This window comes from Streptomyces uncialis, assembly GCF_036250755.1.
GTDB lineage: Bacteria > Actinomycetota > Actinomycetes > Streptomycetales > Streptomycetaceae > Streptomyces > Streptomyces uncialis.
Genome location: NZ_CP109583.1, coordinates 5773196 through 5792806, shown reverse-complemented (window position 1 = coordinate 5792806; position 19611 = coordinate 5773196). Strand labels below are relative to the sequence as shown.

The 19611-nt window shown below is 74.4% G+C and carries 12 protein-coding genes; 5 read left to right on the top strand and 7 right to left on the bottom strand.

All coding sequences use genetic code 11. The features are described 5' to 3' along the window. Positions 1-269: 269 nt before the first annotated feature. Positions 270-1571, bottom strand: a complete 1302-nt coding sequence (locus OG711_RS24195) for a cell division protein PerM (RefSeq protein WP_329560381.1) — start codon at positions 1569-1571, stop codon at positions 270-272. Positions 1572-1715: 144 nt separating this feature from the next. On the opposite strand from OG711_RS24195, the gene OG711_RS24190 reads away from it, so the two are divergent. Then, entirely contained in the window at positions 1716-3047 is a 1332-nt protein-coding gene (locus tag OG711_RS24190) for a helix-turn-helix domain-containing protein (protein WP_329560379.1), read from the top strand. An 86-nt stretch (positions 3048-3133) separates the two neighbouring features. Here the strand turns inward: OG711_RS24190 and sucD are convergent, their stop codons facing one another. The 5 genes from sucD to OG711_RS24165 all read right to left on the bottom strand — a co-directional run bounded on the left by sucD (position 3134) and on the right by OG711_RS24165 (position 10940). Then, positions 3134-4015 carry a succinate--CoA ligase subunit alpha gene (gene sucD / locus OG711_RS24185; RefSeq protein ID WP_073792798.1) on the bottom strand — a complete coding sequence of 294 codons (882 nt, stop codon included), beginning with the start codon at positions 4013-4015 and terminating at the stop codon, positions 3134-3136. A gap of 22 nt (positions 4016-4037) precedes the next feature. Further along, positions 4038-5216 (bottom strand): ADP-forming succinate--CoA ligase subunit beta, encoded by a 1179-nt coding sequence (gene sucC / locus OG711_RS24180; protein WP_073792799.1) that lies wholly within the window; start codon positions 5214-5216, stop codon positions 4038-4040. Between the two features lie 1040 nt (positions 5217-6256). After that, positions 6257-7426 (bottom strand): VWA domain-containing protein, encoded by a 1170-nt coding sequence (locus tag OG711_RS24175; RefSeq protein ID WP_073792800.1) that lies wholly within the window; start codon positions 7424-7426, stop codon positions 6257-6259. After that, positions 7423-9807, bottom strand: a complete 2385-nt coding sequence (locus OG711_RS24170; protein ID WP_329560376.1) for a DUF5682 family protein — start codon at positions 9805-9807, stop codon at positions 7423-7425. Before OG711_RS24170 ends, OG711_RS24175 begins: the two co-directional genes overlap by 4 nt. Then, positions 9804-10940, bottom strand: a complete 1137-nt coding sequence (locus OG711_RS24165) for an ATP-binding protein (RefSeq protein ID WP_073793069.1) — start codon at positions 10938-10940, stop codon at positions 9804-9806. The genes OG711_RS24170 and OG711_RS24165 overlap by 4 nt, the downstream gene beginning before the upstream one ends. A 145-nt stretch (positions 10941-11085) precedes the next feature. Here OG711_RS24165 and OG711_RS24160 point away from each other — a divergent pair, with 145 nt between their 5' ends. Together OG711_RS24160 and OG711_RS24155 are read left to right on the top strand one after the other, a co-directional pair. Beyond that, positions 11086-12444: an SWIM zinc finger family protein gene (locus OG711_RS24160; protein ID WP_329560374.1), complete on the top strand. Its 1359-nt coding sequence runs from the start codon at positions 11086-11088 to the stop codon at positions 12442-12444. 563 nt (positions 12445-13007) lie between these two features. Next, positions 13008-14588 (top strand): DUF5691 domain-containing protein, encoded by a 1581-nt coding sequence (locus OG711_RS24155; RefSeq protein ID WP_329560372.1) that lies wholly within the window; start codon positions 13008-13010, stop codon positions 14586-14588. An 863-nt stretch (positions 14589-15451) separates the two neighbouring features. Here OG711_RS24155 and OG711_RS24150 read toward each other — a convergent pair. After that, positions 15452-15886 (bottom strand): cobalamin B12-binding domain-containing protein, encoded by a 435-nt coding sequence (locus OG711_RS24150; protein WP_073792804.1) that lies wholly within the window; start codon positions 15884-15886, stop codon positions 15452-15454. Positions 15887-16359: 473 nt separating this feature from the next. Between OG711_RS24150 and OG711_RS24145 the strand changes: the two genes are divergently transcribed. Next, positions 16360-17436, top strand: coding sequence for an esterase/lipase family protein (locus OG711_RS24145; RefSeq protein ID WP_329563992.1), 1077 nt, complete (start codon positions 16360-16362; stop codon positions 17434-17436). Between the two features lie 193 nt (positions 17437-17629). Beyond that, entirely contained in the window at positions 17630-19552 is a 1923-nt protein-coding gene (locus OG711_RS24140) for a M23 family metallopeptidase (protein WP_456341294.1), read from the top strand. Positions 19553-19611: the final 59 nt, after the last annotated feature.

The window sequence follows — 19611 nt, the reverse complement described above, 5'->3', positions numbered from 1 at the left end:
GCGGGAATCTCTGCTCGCAGACTCCGATGCTCTTCAGTAGGACCACACGTACGTCGTACCGAGCGTGTCGGATCGAGGACGGAGAATCCCGACCGGCACCGACCCGAAGAACCGACCGGACGCGCCCCAAAGGGGCGCGGGGAACTGCGCGAAAACGACGAGCGACGGCACAGGAACAATCGCGCCCAGCACAAGAAACCCAGGGGCGCGAGGGACCGCGCACCCACGGACGACCCGCACAGGGACAAGCGCGTCCAGCCGGACAGACCTCAGAAGCGCGAGCGAAGGCGACCCGCCAGGGCCGCCGCAAGCGGCACCGCGACGACCGCCGTCCAGGCCACCGCCGCCGCCCCCGTCTGCCACCAGACGGGACCGAAACGGGCCAGCCCCCCGACACCGAGCGGCCCCCCGGCCACCACCGCGAGCCCCGCCACCATCCCCCCGGCCCACACCGCCGCCTCCAGCGCCCGCAGCGCCGCCCGCCCCCGCCCGGGCACCACCTCCCCGTCCCCCCGGACCACGAACCACGCCACCGCGACCCCCGCCCCGACGGGAACCACGAGGGTCGCCCAGGACACCCACTCCCAGCCGCCCCCGGCACCGGGCACCGCCGCGAGCAGCGGGAACGACGGCAAGGGACCCTCGTACCCCGGCACGAAGGGGGTGACGGGGTGGGCGGCGCCCAGCAGGAAGCCGGGGCCGAGGGCGTACGCGGCACCCCACACCGCCGCGTTCGGCACGAGGGCCAGGGACAGCAGCAGGACGGTGAGCCGTCCGGACCAGCCCCCGGTGAGCTGCGGGAACGACTCCTGGACGGCGGCGCCGTGCCACAGCAGGGAGCCCGCGACGGCCAGCGCCCCACCGCCCACGAGGACCAGCGCGCCGACCCCGGCGGCCCGTACGGCCACCCGGAGCCGGTCCCGTACGGCCGCGTCCCGGGGACGGTCGCGCAGGGGCGCGACCCGGCGGGCCCAGGACGGCCGGGCCGGGGGCCAGGAGGGCCGGGGGCGCCCGTACGCGGCCCATACGCCGACCGCCGCGGCGAGCGCCACCAGCGGCGGGACGTGCACGGCGACGGACACCGCCGAGGGGCGGGGCTCACCCCCGGCGGCGTACAGGACGGTCCCGGCGACGATGCCGAGGTAGCCGGTGACCACGCCGGACCAGGCGAGGGGGACCGCGCCGGGGCCGGGGCCGACCGCGTCCCGCGCGGCCCGGTGGACCAGCCAGCAGGGCAGCGCGACCAGCAGCAGCGGGGTGACACCGACCGGTACGGCCGCGCCCGTCAGTCCGTCGGTGCGTACGAGGTCGGCGCCGTGGGCGAGCAGCCACAGCGCGGCGGCGGTGCGCAGCGCCCCGTCCGGTCCGCTGTCGGGGTAGGGCGAGCTGATCCACAGGCCCATGACCAGGACCGCGCAGGCTCCGATGCCCAGTCCGGCGGCCGTCGCCCCGCCCAGCAGGGAGGTGACGAGGGCCGTCGTGCGCTCCCGTACCCGGGCGAGCGGCCATGGGTTGCGCGGGGACGGCGGCGGAACGGCGGGGGCGGACGCGCGGGGGATGATCCGGTTCACGCCCGCCATGCTCCCAACGACACGCGCTTTCGCCGCGTAACAGGCGATAACCGGATGTGTCGCCCAAAATATGCTTATGTACTTTTCTGCTCGGTGGGAGGGCGGCTGTCCGCGTTCGGTGTTCCGTCGCACGGGGCGTCCGCGGTGAGCCGGAAGCCCGTCCCCCTGCCGCCCCCGAAGGAGCGCCGGCGGCTGCGGGAGGCGCGGTCGCTGAGCCAGGAGGACGTGGCCGCGCGGGTGGGCGTCACCCGGGAGACGGTCCGTTCGTGGGAGACGGGCCGCACCGACCCGCGCGGGCGCAAACGGGACGCGTACGCGGCGTTCCTCGTGGCGATCGCGAGGGAGCCGGCACCGCCCGCCGAGGCATCCGGCGCACCCGAGCCGCCCGGGGCCGCGCCGGACCGTCCCGCACCCGGCCCTCCCGGACCGGCCCGGGGCGACAGCGCCGGTCCCCCGCCCCGTCACCGCCCCGGCGCCGGGCGCCCCGCCCGCGGGCCCAAGGCGTCCGCCCAGCGCTCCACCAAGCCCCCGCTCGCCGGTCAGGTCCGCCACAATCACGCACCACCGCCCGGAGGCACGTCCCCTTTGAACGCCATCGCGCAGCCCGCCGCCCTCCTGAACCCGTTCGGCCGCCGCCACGCGGCGGACGGTTCCCTCCTCACCGCGGAACGCGCCGCCGGGCTGAGCGCCGACCAGGCGTTCGACCGGCTGTACGGCCACAGCGCCCCCGCGCTCGTCCGGCAGACGTATCTGCTCACCGGCAGACGCACCCTCGCCCAGGAGTCCGTGGAACGGGCCTTCCACCAGGCATGGCAGCGATGGCCGGAGGTCGCGGTCGACCGGGACCCGGCCGGCTGGGTCCGGGCCGCCGCGTACGAGTACGCGATGGCGCCCTGGCACCGCTTCCGGCCCGCACTGCGCCGGCCCGACCCGCCCCCGGCGAGTCCCGAGGACCACGCGCTGCTGGACACCCTGATGAGTCTGCCGCCCATGCACCGGCGCACCCTGCTGCTGTACGACGGGGTGGGCCTCGATCTGCCGGAGACCGCGGCGGAGACGGAGGCGAGCACCCCGGCGGCGGCGTACCGGCTGCTGCGCGCCCGGCGGTCGGTGGCCGAGCGGCTCCCGGTGCTGGCCGACCCGGACGCGCTGCACCAGGGGCTCGACCGGCTGGCGCGCGGCGAGAAGCTGCAACCGCCCCGGGTGGCGGAGGTCCGCTCCGGCTGCGAGCGGCGGACCCGGTTCTGGACCCGGACGGCCATCGCCTTCACGGTCCTGATCCTGGGCGCGACGGCGCTGACCCTGCGCACGGCGCCCACGGCGTACGAGCCGCCCGAGGCACCGCCGGAGACCGTACGGGGCGTGCCCCCGCGGATGGGCCCGGGGCCGCTCACCGACGAGCGGCTCGCGCTGCGCGACCTGCTGCGCGAGGCACCGCGGACCGGCCCGCACCGGACGCACCCGGAGCTGCGCTGACCCGGCGCCGGACGGAGCGCGAACGGCCGGTGGGCCCGCACCCTGATCGGGTGCGGGCCCACCGGCCGTTCGCTGACGCGTGGGGACTACTTGAGCAGCTCCCGCGCGAGGGTGGCCGTCTCGGTCGGCGTCTTGCCGACCTTGACCCCGGCGGCCTCCAGGGCCTCCTTCTTGGCCTGGGCCGTCCCGGAGGAGCCGGAGACGATGGCGCCGGCGTGGCCCATCGTCTTGCCCTCGGGGGCGGTGAACCCGGCCACGTAGCCGACGACCGGCTTCGTGACGTTCGCCTTGATGAAGTCCGCCGCACGCTCCTCGGCGTCGCCGCCGATCTCGCCGATCATCACGATCAGCTCGGTGTCGGGGTCGTCCTGGAACGCGGCCAGGGCGTCGATGTGCGTGGTCCCGATGATCGGGTCGCCACCGATGCCGACGGCGGTCGTGAAGCCGATGTCACGCAGCTCGTACATCATCTGGTACGTCAGCGTGCCGGACTTCGAGACCAGGCCGATCCGGCCCGGCTTGGTGATGTCACCGGGGATGATGCCGACGTTCGACTGGCCCGGGGTGATGATGCCGGGGCAGTTCGGGCCGATGATCCGGGTCTTGTTGCCCTTCTCGACCGCGTAGGCCCAGAACGCCGCCGAGTCGTGCACGGCGATGCCCTCGGTGATCACCACGGCGAGCGGGATCCCGGCGTCGATCGCCTCGACCACCGCGTCCTTGGTGAACTTCTCCGGGACGAAGATGACGGTGACGTCGGCGCCGGTCTTGTCGATGGCGTCCTGGACGGAGCCGAAGACCGGGATCTCGGTGCCGTCGAAGTCGACCGTGGTGCCCGCCTTGCGCGGGTTCACCCCGCCGACGACGTTGGTGCCGTCGCCGAGCATGAGGCGGGTGTGCTTCATGCCCGTGGCACCGGTCATGCCCTGGACGATGACCTTGCTGTCCTTGGTGAGGAAGATAGCCATGGTGTGTCTGTGACCTCGTCCCTTACTTCGCAGCCGCGAGCTGGGCGGCCTTGTCGGCCGCGCCGTCCATGGTGTCCACGCGCTGCACGAGCGGGTGGTTCGCGTCCGACAGGATCTTGCGACCCAGCTCCGCGTTGTTGCCGTCGAGGCGCACCACCAGCGGCTTGGTGACCTCTTCGCCCTTGTCCTTCAGGAGCTGAAGGGCCTGCACGATGCCGTTGGCGACCTCGTCGCACGCGGTGATGCCACCGAAGACGTTGACGAAGACGGACCTGACGTCCGGGTCGCCCAGGATGATCTCCAGGCCGTTGGCCATGACCTGGGCGGAGGCACCGCCGCCGATGTCGAGGAAGTTCGCGGGCTTGACGCCCCCGTGGTTCTCACCGGCGTACGCGACGACGTCGAGGGTGCTCATGACGAGCCCCGCGCCGTTGCCGATGATGCCGACCTCGCCGTTCAGCTTGACGTAGTTGAGGTTCTTCGCCTTGGCCGCGGCCTCCAGCGGGTCCGCCGCGGCCTTGTCCTCCAGCGCGGCGTGCTCCGGCTGGCGGAACTCGGCGTTCGCGTCGAGGGAGACCTTGCCGTCGAGGGCGATGACCCGGCCGTCGGCGACCTTGGCCAGCGGGTTGACCTCGACCAGGAGCGCGTCCTCGGCCTTGAAGGTGTCCCACAGCGTCACCAGGATCTCGGCGACCTGCTCGGCGACGGCCTCCGGGAACTTCGCCTGGGCGACGATCTCGCGGGCCTTCTCCAGGGTGACCCCCTGGTTGGCGTCGACGGGCACCTTCGCGAGGGCCTCGGGGGTCTTCTCCGCGACCTCCTCGATGTCCATACCGCCCTGGACCGACGCCATCGCGAGGAAGGTGCGGTTGGTGCGGTCGAGGAGGTACGAGACGTAGTACTCCTCGTCGATCTCGGGCGCGGTCTCGGCGATCATCACCTTGTTGACCGTGTGGCCCTTGATGTCCATCCCGAGGATGTCCGTCGCGCGGGCGACGGCCTCGTCCGGGGTGGCGGCGAGCTTGACGCCGCCCGCCTTGCCCCGGCCGCCGACCTTCACCTGCGCCTTGACGACCGACTTGCCGCCCATACGCTCCGTTGCCGCGCGGGCCGCTTCAGGCGTGTCGATGACTTCACCGGCCAGCACCGGTACACCGTGCTTGGCGAAGAGGTCCCTCGCCTGGTACTCGAACAGGTCCACGCGCGTCCGTCCCTATCGTGATCTCGCGGTTCGTTGTCTGCGTGGGCGTGCCGCGACGGGCAACGTGACTCCGCTGTCACTAGGGAGGCGCGCACGGTGGCCGGGCACGCGGCATGTCCGTCTCGCAGGTTATCCCCGCCGGGCGGGGGACCCTAAATCCGGGTGGTTGTGGGGGCGGTGATAACTCTCACAGCTCGTCGGGCCCGGGGGCCGTGGGCGGTCCTGCCTCGGTCGGGCCCACGGGGTTCCGGGCCTGGTCCCGCCCTGGTCCCGGCCTGGTCCCGCCCTGGTCCCGGCCTGGTCCCGTGCCGTCGGCCCGGTGGGTACGGGTCGCCTTCGCTTGCGCTTCGTAGGTCTGTCCGGCGGGACGTACTCCGTTCCTGTGCCGTCGCTCGGTGGGTTCGCGCAGTTCCCCGCGCCCCTTTGGGGCGCGTTCGGTCGGTTCTTCGGGTCGGTGCCGGTCGGGATTCTCCGTCCTCGATCCGACACGCTCGGTACGACGTCCAGCGGAGCTACTGAAGAGCATCGGAGTCTGCGAGCAGAGATTCCCGCCCACCCCCTCCCGCAGCCGAGCGACTGCGCGAGGAGGGGGCTTCCGCAAGCAAAGCCCCCGCACCCGAAGGGCGACCGCAAGGGGGCAGCATCCAGGGGCGCGGTGAACTGCGCGAGCAACCAAGGGCTATCCGCAGCCGAACGGGAACCGGAAGGGGCGCGACCTCAGGGGCGCGGGGAACTGCGCGAAGACGAGGACCGGCCCGCACCCGAACAGGAACCGCAGGGGGCGCCCCCGAAGGGGCGCGGGGAACTGCGCAAAAGACGAGGGCGCACCCGCACCCGACGAACAAGCCCGAAGGGGCAGCATCCAGGGGCGCGGGGAACTGCGCACCCACGAACGGCCCGCACGGGGACAAGTACGGCCAGGTGGGGAACCCCGGGGGCGTGAGCGAAGGCGACCTGCGGGGAACTGCGCACCCACGGCCGTACCCGTACAGGGACGAGTACGGCCAGGTGGGGAACCCCGGGGGGAACCCAGGCGCCGGTCAGGCGGGGGGTGGGGTGGGGACGGGGCGGCGTTCTATTGCTGCGGCCATGACCTCGGGGAAGAGGTCGGGGGTGCACGCGAACGCGGGGACGCCCAGCGCAGCCAGTGCCGCCGCGTGCTCACGGTCGTACGCGGGCGTCCCCTCGTCCGACAGCGCCAGCAGCACCACGACCTGCACCCCGGCGCCCCGCATCGCCGCGACCTGCTTCAGCATCCCGTCCCGGATGCCCCCCTCGTACAGATCCGAGATCAGTACGAGGACCGTGTCGGCCGGCCGGGTGATCCGCCCCCGGCAGTACGCGAGGGCCCGGTTGATGTCCGTCCCCCCGCCCAGCTTCGTGCCGAACAGCACGTCCACCGGATCGTCGAGCGCGTCGGTCAGGTCGACCACGGCCGTGTCGAAGACGACGAGCCGGGTGGACACCGCCCGCATCGACGCCAGCACCGCCCCGAACACCGAGGCGTACACCACGGACGCCGCCATGGACCCCGACTGGTCGACGCAGAGGATCACGTCCTTCCCGGCGGCCCGGGCCCCCCGCCCGTACCCGACGAGCCGCTCCGGCACGACGGTGCGGTGCTCGGGCAGATAGTTCTTGAGGTTCGCGGCGATGGTGCGGTTCCAGTCGATGTCCTGGTGGCGGGGCCGCCGCACCCGGGCGCTCCGGTCCAGGGCGCCGCCGATCACGGCCCGGGTCCGGGACGCGAGCCGCCGCTCCAGGTCGTCCACGACCTTGCGCACCACCGCGCGGGCCGTCTCCCGGGTGGCCTCGGGCATGGCCTCGTTCAGCGACAGCAGGGTGCCCACCAGATGGATGTCCGCCTCGACGGCCTGGAGCATCTCCGGTTCGAGGAGCAGCGCGGACAGCCCGAGCCGGTCGATGGCGTCCCGCTGCATCACCTGGACCACCGAGGACGGGAAGTACGTCCGGATGTCACCGAGCCAGCGCGCCACGGACGGCGCGGACGCCCCGAGCCCGCCGGACCGGTCGCGTCCATCGCCGTCGGGGCGCCCGTACAGCGCGCCGAGGGCCGCGTCGATCGCGGCGTCCCGTCCGGTCAGGGCCCGGCCCGTGCCGTCGGCCGCGTCGCCGCCGAGGACCAGCCGCCAGCGCCGCAGCCGCTCGTCGTCCGCCGGGGCGGTCGGGGTTGTCGCTCGCGGGGTCATACGGGGGCCTCCTCGGGTCGGGGGGTGCCGGTCGCGGGGGCCGGGGCGCCCAGCAGCAGGGCCAGGACCGGGAGGGCGGCGTCCGCGCGGACCGGGTCCGCTCCGGGGCCGAAGCCGGTCGGCGGGGTGCCGGTCCTGCCGGGCGCGGAGCCCGGGGAGCCGGGTCTGCCGACGAGTTCGCCGAGGGTGCGCCGGACCCCGGGGTCGAACACCGAGAACGTGCGCCGCAGCAGCGGCAGCACATCTGTGAACGCGTCGGGCGGCACCGTCCGGAGCCAGCCGTCGACCAGTGCCAGCAGTCGCTCGTCATGGACGAGGAGCATCCCGCCGCCGGAGCCGCCGCCGACGAAGCCGTCGATCCAGGCCGCCGCCTCGCGGGGCCCGGTGCCGGGCGACAGGGCGAGGCCCATCAGCAGGGCGGCCCGCTCCTCGGGCAGTTCCCCGTCGTCCAGCAGGATCCGCGCGGCCCGCCCCTGGATGCCGCCGGGGACGGTGTCCCGCGCGGCGAGGGTGCCGAGTACCCCGTACCAGCGGGCCCGCAGGTCCTTCCCGCGCCCCTCGGCTGAGGTCTCCAGGGTCTCGGCGAGCAGTCCCACCGCGCCGTGCACCGCGTCCAGACGGCCGCGCATCACGGCCGCCGCCTCGTCGTCCAGCGAGCCGCACGCGGGCGGCAGGCCCACGAAGACCCGCGCCGCGAGACCCGCCGCGACCTCCGTGAGAGCCGCGGTGTCCGTGCCCCGTACGTCGCCGTAGCGCACCGAGCGCACCAGGGCGGGGAGTGCCTGGGCGAGCTGTCCGACGTCCGTGCCGAGGGCGGCCCGGTCCGCGAGGACGCGCATCACGACCGGCAGCGCGTCCGCGAGACCGGCGAGCAGACACCGCTCGGCCAGCGCGGTGACCTCCGCGAGCGACCGCGCCGACACGGCGTCCGCCGACGCCTTGGCCGTGGCCGCGCCGAGCACGGTGGTGCCCCAGACGCCCGCCTCCGCGACGCGTACCGACAGCTCCGGGTCCCATCGCAGGGTCCACTTCTCCCGGAAGGTGCCCGTGCCCATCCGGCCGGGCGACGGCTCGCCCCAGTCCACGCCGAGCAGCCGCAGCCGGTGCAGCAGTCCGCTGCGCGCGCTGTCGGTGTCCTTGCGCAGATCGAACTCCCGCTCCCGCTCCGCCGCCTCCGGCTTGAGCCGCAGTCCGCGCTGGAGCCGCGTGAGGTCCCGCTGCAACGGCACGGCGGGGGCCGTGTCCGGTACCTCGCCCAGCGCGTCCCCGACCACGAGGCGGTCCCGTATCAGGGCGAGCGGCACCTCCGAGCCGTCGCACATCACCGCGCGGACCGCGTCCTGCGTCTCGGTGAGGCCGGGCAGCGGACGGCCGCGCAGCGCGGCGAGGGTGTCCGCGAGCCGGACCGCCTCGATGACATGCGCGGGCGACACGAGCCTGCCGTCCTCGCGCAGCAGCCCGGCGACCTTCGTCAGCCAGCGCTCGACGGGGCGGTCGGCGGCCCGGAACAGATGCCCGTACCAGCCGGGGGACTCGATGCCCGCGCCGTAGCCGCCCGCGCGGGCCAGCCGCCGGTTCGTCCACGGCACCCAGGTGATCTCCACCCTGGCCTTCGGCAGGCCCTTCAGCCGGGCACGGTCGGCGGCCACCGTGACCCGCCGCCGCAACGCGGGTACGTGCCAGGCGCCGCAGACCACGGCCACGCCGTCCCCGAACTCGCGCCGCGCGGCCCGGACCGCCAACCGCATGTACGCCTCACGGGTCAGGTCCCGCTCCTCCTCCCCGTCCCCTTCCCTCCCGGCGGCCTCGTCCTCGGTCTCCCGCAGGGCCGTCATGGCCTCCGCCAGCGCCTCGAACGGGGCGTACGGGTCGGCGTCCGCCGCGCGGCGGTGCTCGACGACGTCCTCCCACCAGCGTTCCGCGTCGTCGTACCCGGCGGTCCGCGCGAGCACCGCCAGCGGATCCGTGCGCACCGGTACGTCCCCTTCGGTGTCCGCGCGCGGGTGCTCGGGCTCCGCCGGGACGGGCCGGGCCAGCGAGTGGGCGGCCGGGAGGTCGATGAACCGCACGGGTACGCCGTGCCGCAGGGCCCAGCGCAGGGCGACCCACTCCGGTGAGAAGTCGGCGAGCGGCCAGAACGCGGAGCGGCCCGGCTCGTCCGTCACATGGGCCAGCAGCGCCACCGGCGGGCGCATCGCCGGATCGGCGGCGAGCGCCAGCAGCGCGTCGGCCTCGGGCGGGCCCTCGATGAGCACGGCGGCCGGGCGGGCCGCAGCGAGCGCCGCCGCCACCCCCCGGGCGGAGCCCGGACCGTGGTGCCTGACGCCCAGGAGCAACGGCCCCGGGCCGGGCGCCGGGGGTCCCGGGGGCCGCTGGGTCACGCGGCCACCTCACGGCAGGCGCGGTAGAGGTCCTGCCAGCCGTCCCGCTCGCGGACCACGGTCTCCAGGTACTCCTGCCAGACGACCCCGTCGGCGGCCGGGTCGCGGACGACGGCGCCGAGGAGGCCCGCGGCGATGTCGGCGGGCCGCAGCACCCCGTCCCCGAAGTGGGCGGCGAGGGCGAGGCCCTGGGTGACGACGGAGATCGCCTCGGCGGTCGACAGCGTGCCGCTCGGGGACTTCACCTTCGTACGGCCGTCGGCGGTGACACCGCCGCGCAGCTCCCGGAAGACCGTGACGACCCGGCGGATCTCCTCGATCCCGCCGGGCGCGGCGGGCAGGTCGAGCGAGCGGCCGAGCTGGCCGACCCGGCGCGCGACGATCCCGACCTCGGCGTCGGCGCTCTCCGGCAGCGGCAGCACGACGGTGTTGAAGCGGCGGCGCAGGGCGCTGGAGAGGTCGTTCACCCCGCGGTCGCGGTCGTTGGCCGTGGCGATGAGGTTGAACCCCCGGACGGCCTGGGTCTCCTCGCCCAGCTCGGGGACGGGGAGTGTCTTCTCCGAGAGGATCGTGATCAGGGAGTCCTGGACGTCGGCCGGCATCCGCGTCAGCTCCTCGACCCGGGCCGTCATGCCCTGGGCCATGGCGCGCATCACGGGGCTGGGGACGAGCGCCTCGCGGCTGGGGCCGTGGGCGAGCAGCCGCGCGTAGTTCCAGCCGTAGCGGACGGCTTCCTCCGGGGTGCCCGCGGTGCCCTGCACGAGCAGCGTCGAGTCCCCGCTGACGGCCGCGGCCAGATGCTCGGACACCCAGGTCTTCGCCGTGCCGGGGACCCCGAGGAGCAGCAGCGCCCGGTCGGTGGCGAGGGTGGTGACGGCGACCTCGACGATCCGGCGCGGGCCCACGTACTTGGGGGTGATGACGGTGCCGTCGGGGAGGGTTCCGCCGAGCAGGTACGTCGCCACGGCCCACGGCGACATCCTCCAGCGCTCGGGGCGCGGGCGGTCGTCCTGCGCGGCCAGCGCGGCGAGTTCCCCGGCGAAGGCCTCCTCCGCGTGCGGACGCAGCACCTCGGCGGACGCCGCGGGCGCGGTGGACGGGACGGGAACGACGGGTTCGACGAGTGGCGTGATGGGCGCGGACATGGAGCGATCCCCCTCCAGCTGGGCCGGTTCTGATCCGGTGTCCACGGTGCACCACACCACTGACAATCGGCCCTGGCGCGGGAGTTCGCGCAGGTCGGACCGCGTTGTCAGTGGCAGGGCCTACCTTCGGGGCATGACTCAGCAGGGGGTGCGCTGGACGTCGGAGCGGGTGCTGGCAATGGCGCCTGACGCGGCGTCACGCGAGGCGGCGGCCGAGCTCGGCACGGCCGGGCCGTGGTCGGGCACGGGCTGTTCGGACGGGGCACCGGCCGCGGCCGGTCCCGCGTTGTGGGGGCTGTGCAAGGGCGGCGGCGCCGCTCCGTACCGGACGGTGGTGGATCTGCGGGACCCGGCGGGCCCGGCGTACAGCTGTGACTGTGTGAGCCGCAAGGTGCCCTGCAAGCACGCGCTCGGCCTGCTCACGCTGTGGTCGCTGCCCCAGGGCCCGGTGGCGCCGGGGGCGCCGCCGGACTGGGCGGGGCGGTGGCTGGGCGGCCGGGCCGGGCGGCCCGCGGACGCCGCCTTGGCACCGGCGGGTGCGCCCGCCGATCCGGAGGCGGCGCGGCGCCGGGCGGAGCGGCGCGCCGAGCGGGTGACGGCGGGGGCGCTGGAGCTGGAGCGGCGGCTCGCGGATCTGATGCGCGGCGGTCTCGCCGCGGTGGAACGGGAGGGGCGGGCGGTGTGGGAGGAGACGGCGGCGCGGATGGTCGACGCGCAGGCGCCGGGGCTGGCCGCGCGGGCCCGGGAGCTGGGGGCGCTCACCGGGTCGGGGCCGGGGTGGCCGGTACGGGTGCTGGAGGAGTGCGCGCTGCTGCATCTGCTGGCGCGGGGCTGGCTCCACCGGGACACCCTCCCGGCACCCCTCGCCGCGACGGTACGCACCCGGGTCGGGCTGCCGTCGCCGCCCGTGGGCCCGCCCTCGCGGGACCGCTGGCTGGTGCTCGCGTCGTACGACACCCCGGACGCCGGTCTGACGACCCGCCGTATCTGGGTGCACGGCACGGAGTCCGGGCGGACGGGCCTGGTGCTCTCGTACGGGGCGGCGGGCCGCGCCCCGGAGGTGTCGTTCCCCGCCGGCTCCACGGTGGACGCGGAGGCGGTGTGGTACCCGGGGGCGGGGCAGTCCCGGGTGGAGCTGACCGGCGCCGCGCTCGACCCGGGGCCGTGCCCGGTCCGGCCGGCGGGGGTCGGGGTCGCGGAGGCGGTCGCGGGGTACGGGGGCGCGGTGGCGGCCGATCCCTGGCTGGAGAGCTGTCCCGTGACGGTCTCGGGGGTGAGACCGGCGGGCTCCGGGGCCGGCTGGTCGCTGCTCGGCCCGGCCGGGGGCGGCGCGCTGCCGCTGACCTCGGCGTTCCAGCGGTCCCCCGGGCTGTGGCGGCTGGTCTCGGTGTCCGGCGGCGCGGACGTCACGGTCTTCGGGGAACTGGGCTTCGAGGGCTTCCGCCCCTTGGCGGTCTGGGCCCCGGAGGGCGGACTCGTCCCCCTCGTATGAGTACGGCGGCGGGCGGGTGGGTCCGGGGAGCTGTTGGGTTCGGGGAGTCTCCGTTCGGCTGGTGAGTTCGGTGGGCCTGGTGGGCCGGTGAGTTCGCCGGGTCCGGTGAGTCCGTTCGGCTGGTGGGTGAGCTCGGTCCGGTGGGCTGGTCCGAGGCCCGGCGGGTCCGGCCGGTGGGCACGCGGGTACGGGTACGGAGCCCGGTCGCGACAGCGACAGCGGCAGCGACAGCGGCGGCAGCAGCAGCAGCAGCAGCAGCAGCAGCGAACGTCGGTAGCCGCCGTCCCGGGCCTCGGCTCCCGGTTGCCGTGAGGGCGGTTCCCCCTGCCCGGTGACGGGGCGTCGGGTACGGCTCTTCGGTGTCCGGGGCGGTTCGCCGTGGGCGGCCGGGGCCGGGTGAGTGTGGCGGCCGGGCGGTCGTGGGTGCGGTCCGTGGCGCGGGTGCGCCTCTGGTGCGGGTACGTCTCCGTACCCCCGTGCGCCCACATGCCCGACGGAATGCGGCGGTACGAGGCCGCGCAGGTGTTTTGTCCGGTGGGTCTGGAAGGAAAGGCGGGGTCGGGATGAGTGGTGAGTGGGACGAGCTGGTCGTCGCCGCGTTGCTCGGTACGGGGCGGCGGGCCGTGCCGTCCGGCGGGGAGGGTCCGTCGGAGCTGCTGGACATGGCGGCGAGGCACACCGTGCGGCGCCGTGCGGGGCTGACGCCCGGACCGGAGCCGGAACGTCCGGTGCCCGCGCCGCCGGACCCCCGGCCCCCCACCCCGGCCGCCGCGGCGGCCCGGCTGGCCTCGCTGCTCCGGGAGCAGCCACGGGCACCCGGCGGGACATCCCGCCGGGCCACCACGCCCGACCTGCGGGAACTCCTTCCGCAGTGGCTCGCCGCCGCCAACTCCCGGGGGTACGCGGCGCCGCCGGAGCAACTCCCCGCCCTGCTGGACGCGGCCCGTGGCCGCAGCGATCTGCGTCCGGCCGTCCTGGTGTACGCGGGACCCCGTGCCCGGTGGCTGGCGGGGCTCAACCCGGAGTGGCGGTTCGCGCTGCGGGCGGGTCCGGGCGCGGGGGGCGCGCTGCCCGCGCCCGACGATCAGCGGGCGGTGGCCCGGCTCTGGCAGGAGGGTCTGTTCGCGGAGCGGACGGCGTTGCTGGACGCGGTGCGCGTCCATGACCCGGCGGCCGGCCGGGCCCTGCTGGGGGCGACCTGGCCGACGGAGCGGGCGGAGGACCGGCTGATGTTCCTTGACTCGTTCCGTACGGGGTTGGGGCCGGACGACGAGGAGTTCCTGGAGGCCGCGCTGGCCGACCGCAGCCGCAATGTCCGGGCCACCGCCGCCGAACTCCTCTCGGCCCTGCCGTCGTCGGCGCTGGCCGGGCGGATGGCGGCACGCGCGGTGGCCTGTGTGGCGCTGGACCGGATGCGGCCGGTCCCGACGGTCGTGGTCGAGGCACCGCACGAGTGCGACCCGGCGATGGAACGGGACGGGGTCACGCCGAATCCTCCGCCGGGCCGGGGCGAACGGTCCTGGTGGCTGGGCCAGTTGGTGGAGGCCGCGCCATTGAGGGTCTGGCCGGGGCGCCTCGGTGTCGCGGACGCGCGGGAGGCCGTCGCGCTCGCGGTCGTGGACGACTGGCGCGGGGAACTGCACGCGGCGTGGTGCCGGGCGGCGGTTCGGCAGCGGGACGCGGAGTGGTCGCGGGCGCTGCTCGGGGCGCCCGCGTCACCGGACGCGGGCGGGCCGGGGGCGGTGTCCCTGGCGGAACGGGCGAAGCTGCTGGGCGCGCTGCCACCTGCGGAACGGGCCGACTGGGTCGCCGGGTTCATCGCGGCGCACGGGCTGTCGGAGGCGTTCCAGCTGCTCGGGGGGTGCGGGGTGCCGTGGGCGGCGGGGCTGGGGCGGGCCGTCGTCGACGCGCTGAACATCGCGCGGGACGCGGGGAGTTATCCGTGGAGCTTCAGCGGGGTGATGGGGCTGGCCGAGCGGTGCCTTGATCCTGCGGAGGGCGAGCGGCTGGAGGGGCTCACGGCGACGCCGGTGGAGTCCGAGCATGCGGCGCCCGGGGCCGGGGGGTACTGGGCGGAGTCGTTCCAGCGGTTGCTGGGTACGTTGCGGCTGCGCGCGGCGATGCTCCAGGAACTCACTCCCTGAGCGGGTCGCCTTCGCTTGCGCCCCCGGGTTCCCTGGGCGGGGCGTACTTGTTCCCGCACGGGTCGTTCGTGGGTGCGCAGTTCCCCGCGCCCCTGGATGCTGCCCTCTTTCGGTCGCCCTTCGGGTGCGGGTCTGCCCTCGTTTTTGCGCAGTTCCCCGCAGGTCGCCTTCGCTCGCGCTTCCGGGTTTCCTGTGCTGGGCGTACTTGTTCTCCCGCACAGGTCGCTCGTGGGGTGCGCAGTTCCCCGCGCCCCTGGATGCTGCCCTATTTCGGTCGCCCTTCGGGTGCGGGTCCGCCCTCGTTTTTGCGCAGTTCCCCGCGCCCCTGAGGTCGCGCCCCTTCCGGTTCCCGTTCGGCTGCGGATGGCCCTTGGTTGCTCGCGCAGTTCCCCGCGCCCCTTTGGGGGCGCCCGCCTGGGGCTGTCGATCAGGCTGCGGGCTGTCAGCAAGCGGGGCCGGGGTTCAACCACCCTCCTCGCGGAGTCGCGCTGCTGCGAAAGGGGGTGGGCGGGAATCTCTGCTCGCAGACTCCGATGCTCTTCAGTCGGGTAAGGGGGCGTCGTACCGAGCGTGTCGGATCGAGGACGGAGAATCCCGACCGGCACCGACCCGAAGAACCGGCCGGGTGCGCCCCAAAGGGGCGCGGGGAACTGCGCGAAACCCACGGACGACGGCACAGCAACGAAGTACGCCCAGCACAAGAAACCACAGGGGCGCGAGGAACTGCGCACCCCACGAGCGACGGCACAGGAACGGAGTACGCCCCGCCGGACAGACCTCGAAAGCGCAAGCGAAGGCGACCCGCACAGCAACGGAGTGCGCCAGGCCGGACGGACCCAGAACGCGCAAGCGAAAGGCGGACCTCACGCCCCGGAGGGCTCCGCCCGGTCGACCGGGCCGCGAACGTTCGCCCGGACCCAGTCCACGATCGCCGTGGTCGTCGCCCCGGGCGTGAAGATCTCGGCCACCCCCAACTCCTTCAGCGGCGCGATGTCCGCCTCGGGGATGATCCCGCCCCCGAACACCTTGATGTCCTCCGCGTCGCGTTCCTTGAGCAGCTCGATCACGCGCGCGAACAGCGTGTTGTGGGCGCCCGAGAGGATGGACATCCCGATCGCGTCGGCGTCCTCCTGGATCGCCGTGGCGACGACCTGCTCCGGGGTCTGGTGCAGCCCGGTGTAGATGACCTCCATACCGGCGTCCCGCAGGGCCCGCGCGATCACCTTCGCCCCGCGGTCATGACCGTCGAGCCCCGGCTTGGCGACCACCACACGGATCGGCCCGGCTGCCACACCCATCACTGCCTCCAAGTACGCACAAGACGAACCCGCCCGAGGGGCATGTACCCACGGTGACCCGCCGCACGGCCGCCGGTGAGCCCGTGCCCGATCGGGGCAGGTGTCCCGGCCCGACGGCCCGGTGAGTGAACGAACGTTATCCCGGGCGTCCGCGGCCCGGCAGTTTCGCGGAGCCGACCGAGGGGGAAATCACATCGTGGGACAGTTCACCGCGTCCCGCGCCGGGGCGACCCCGCCAGGGGCCCGCCGAGGAGCGGGCGTGAGGCCCTAGGGCGCCCCGAGGACGACGTGGTCCCGGTGTGCCGACGGGAGGTCGGCCGATGAAGGTGACCAAGGTAGGACCCCTGACCCTGCCCGTGCGTCTGTCACTGCCGTTGTCACCGCCCTGGCCGCCGTCGTTCCTGACGGCGCTGCCGGCGCTGCCGCTCCCGCTGTCCGTGGCGCGGTCCTTGCCGCTGAGCCGTTCCCTGCCGCTGTCCCTGCTGCCGCTGTCGTTGCTGCGGCTGCCGCTGCCCGAGCCGCTGACCACCCTCCGTGACGGCCTGGCCCCGAGGCGGATCGCCGGGGCGTCGACCGCACTGCTCAAGGCGACCGCGCTGGAGGCCGCGGTGCTCGCCGGGCATCTGCTGCTCTACCCCTCGGGCATCACCCAGGAGCGGCACACCCTCCGGGCCGTCGCGGCCGGTACGGCGGCCACCCCGACCGCGGACCCGCCCCCGAACCCGCCCACGGCCACGGCGATCCCCGCGCCCCCGCAGTCGTACGACGACGGCCCCCCACCGAAGCCGCCCCGGCCGGACACCGCTCCCCCGGTGGTGCTCCTGCACGGCTTCGTCGACAACCGTTCCGTGTTCGTGCTGCTGCGCCGGGTGCTCGGGCGGCACGGGAGACGGGTCGAGGCGCTCAACCACTCCCCGCTGACCTGCGACATCCGGACGGCGGCCGAGGTGCTGGGCCGGTACGTCGAGGAGTTGTGCGAGCGCTCGGGGCAGCCACGGGTGGACCTCGTCGGGCACAGTCTCGGCGGGCTCATCGGCCGGTACTACGTACAGCGTCTCGGCGGTGACGCCCGGATACGGACGCTGGTCACGCTCGGCACACCGCACTCGGGGACGCGGGCGGTGCCCCTGATGGACGTCCATCCGGTCGTACGGCAGATGCGGCCCGAGTCCGACGTGATCGCGGAGCTGGCGCTTCCCGCGCCCGGCTGCCGGACCCGCTTCGTGAGCTTCTGGAGCGATCTGGACCAGGTGATGGCCCCGCTGGAGACGGCCTGCCTGGACCACCCGGACCTACGCGCCCGGAACATCGCGGTCACCGGCATCGGCCATCTCGCCCTGCCCGTGCACCCGGCGGTGACGGCCGGTATCCGCGCCGCACTCGACGGTGACGGCCAGGAGGGACGCACGGGACAGCGGGAGGAACATGAGGAAGCGGACCGTACGGCGGCCTCCGGCGCGGCCGACTCCCCCGGCAGCACACCCGGCGCCGATGTAACCGAGATCACACCCGCTTCCGGCAACCGCGACGGTGGACTGACCGTGGCGTGACCCGCGCGCAGGCCGTTCGCCCGCCCCGGGCAACCCGCGAGCGCCCCCCGCGCACCCCTCCAGCACCGGTTCTGCTCCCACGCGCCCCCGGGGCGACCCGCACGAAGTCCCGCGCCGCCGCCGCGAACCCCGTTCGAACGCCACTCGAACACAGGGCCAAAGCTCCGTCGAGCCTCCGCCGAAAGACGGCCGAATGCCCTTTTCCCGCGCACAGGGAACCTGCCGAAGATTGTCCCGCCCGCATACCGCCGGGTACAGTCGCCGCACTTGCTCCGCCCCCCACTGGGCCCGCTCCTTCAGCGGCGTCGCCGTCAGGTCCCAGACCCAGCTCCTGCTTCCGAGGCGAAAGAGAAGCTTGGTGAACGACCGTCACCCGGCGGGGACCGCGTCTCCTCCCGCACCGTCCCCGGACGGGGCTTCAGTACCTTTCGTGTCGTACGACCAGGGCACGCACAGCGGTTACACGGGATACGACGGCTACTCCACCGGCTCGTTCGCCACGACGTCCACCGGCAGCTTCGAGACGGACCCGCTCTTCGGGGACATGTCGAGCGGCGGATACGACTCCGGGCAGTGGGCGGTGGTCGGGGCGACCGGCACCCACGGGACGCTGACCCCCGACCCGTACGCCCAGCAGGACAACGGGTACGACACCGGCGCCTACGCCACCACCGACGGCTGGGACACCTCCGGTTACCAGCAGCCCGGCGGCATCGCGGAGCAGTCACCGCCCGCCGGGGACACGGGCACCGGTCAGTGGGAGACCCAGCAGTTCACCGGTACGACGTACGACACCCGGTCGTTCGAGGCCCAGAACCTGGACACGGGCGGCTTCGACACCGGCAGCTTCCGGACCGGCGCCTTCGACACCGGCGGCTTCGACACCAACGGCTTCTCCATCGACTCCCGCGGGACGAACGGGTTCGGGACCGGCGCGTACGACACCGGCGGGTTCGCCGCCGTGGACACCGGGGCCCAGCGGTTCGACTCCGGCGCGTACGACGCCACCGCGTGGAACACCGACGGCGACGAGTCCGCGCACCACACCCCGGGCTACCCGGAGCAGGAGTCGTACGCCGAACCTGAACGGACGCCCTACGCCGAGCAGGACCCGTACTCCGCCGAGTACCCCCAGCACGACACCTACGCCGGACAGCGGTCGCACACCGAGTACCCCGAGTACCCCGGCCAAACCGCGTACGAGGAGTCCGGCACCGGGACGACCGGCGTCCTCCCCGAGATCACCGTCACCGACGACACCGGTGAACTCCCCGCGCTGGACCTTGAACTCCCGCTACCGGACAACGACTTGGGCGACGACGCCCTCCCCGACGACGAGCATGTCGTCCTCTCCCGCCGCGCCGCCGCGCCCGCCCCGCGCTCCCGGTCCCGCCGCCGCCCCGCCAAGCGGTCCGCGCTGCTGACCGTCGCGGTGCCGTCCGCGTGTGTGATGGGTGTCGCCGGGATCGCCGCCGCGTCCGTGGGCATGACCGGTGACTCCGACACCCAGGACACCGCCACGGCCGCCCCCGAGGTGACGCCCGTGAAGCCGTCCGTCGCGAACAGCAAGCTGGACACCCAGATCGCCGGGCTCTCCGCCGACGCCGGTGACTTCGCGGACCGCGCCAGCCGGACGCAGGAACGCATCGACCTCAAGGCGCAGCAGGAGGTCGACCGCAAGAAGGCCGTCGAGGAGGCCGCCCGCAAGGAGCGGCTGCGGCCGAAGTTCGCGCTCCCGGTGCATCAGCGGGGGCTCAGCGCCTACTACGGCCAGGCGGGCATCAACTGGATGTCCTCGCACACCGGCATCGACTTCCCCGTCGCGTACGGCGCGCCCGTGATGGCCGCGACCGACGGCACCGTGCGGACCCAGATCAACCCCGCGTACGGGAACATGGCCATCGTGACGGCCAAGGACGGCACGGAGACCTGGTACTGCCATCTGTCGCGGTACTCGATCCTCAACGGACCCGTGAAGGCAGGCGATGTGATCGCCTACGCCGGTGACTCCGGCAACTCCACGGGCGCGCATCTGCACTTCGAGGTGCGCCCCGGCGGCGGCTCCGCGATCGACCCGCTCGCCTGGCTCCGCAGCCACGGCCTCGAACCCACCTGACCGGACCCCCGGTCCCGTCCGGACGCCGTCCTGCTCCGGCCCCGTCCCGTCCGGGCCTT

Excerpts from the sequence above, each read along its gene's own strand:
- OG711_RS24160 (WP_329560374.1), top strand. The coding sequence starts at position 11,086 with ATGACTCAGCAGGGGGTGCGCTGGACGTCGGAGCGGGTGCTGGCAATG.
- sucD (WP_073792798.1), bottom strand. The coding sequence starts at position 4,015 with ATGGCTATCTTCCTCACCAAGGACAGCAAGGTCATCGTCCAGGGCATG.
- OG711_RS24175 (WP_073792800.1), bottom strand. The coding sequence starts at position 7,426 with ATGACCCCGCGAGCGACAACCCCGACCGCCCCGGCGGACGACGAGCGG.
- OG711_RS24155 (WP_329560372.1), top strand. The coding sequence starts at position 13,008 with ATGAGTGGTGAGTGGGACGAGCTGGTCGTCGCCGCGTTGCTCGGTACG.
- OG711_RS24150 (WP_073792804.1), bottom strand. The coding sequence starts at position 15,886 with ATGGGTGTGGCAGCCGGGCCGATCCGTGTGGTGGTCGCCAAGCCGGGG.
- OG711_RS24140 (WP_456341294.1), top strand. The coding sequence starts at position 17,630 with ATGCCCTTTTCCCGCGCACAGGGAACCTGCCGAAGATTGTCCCGCCCG.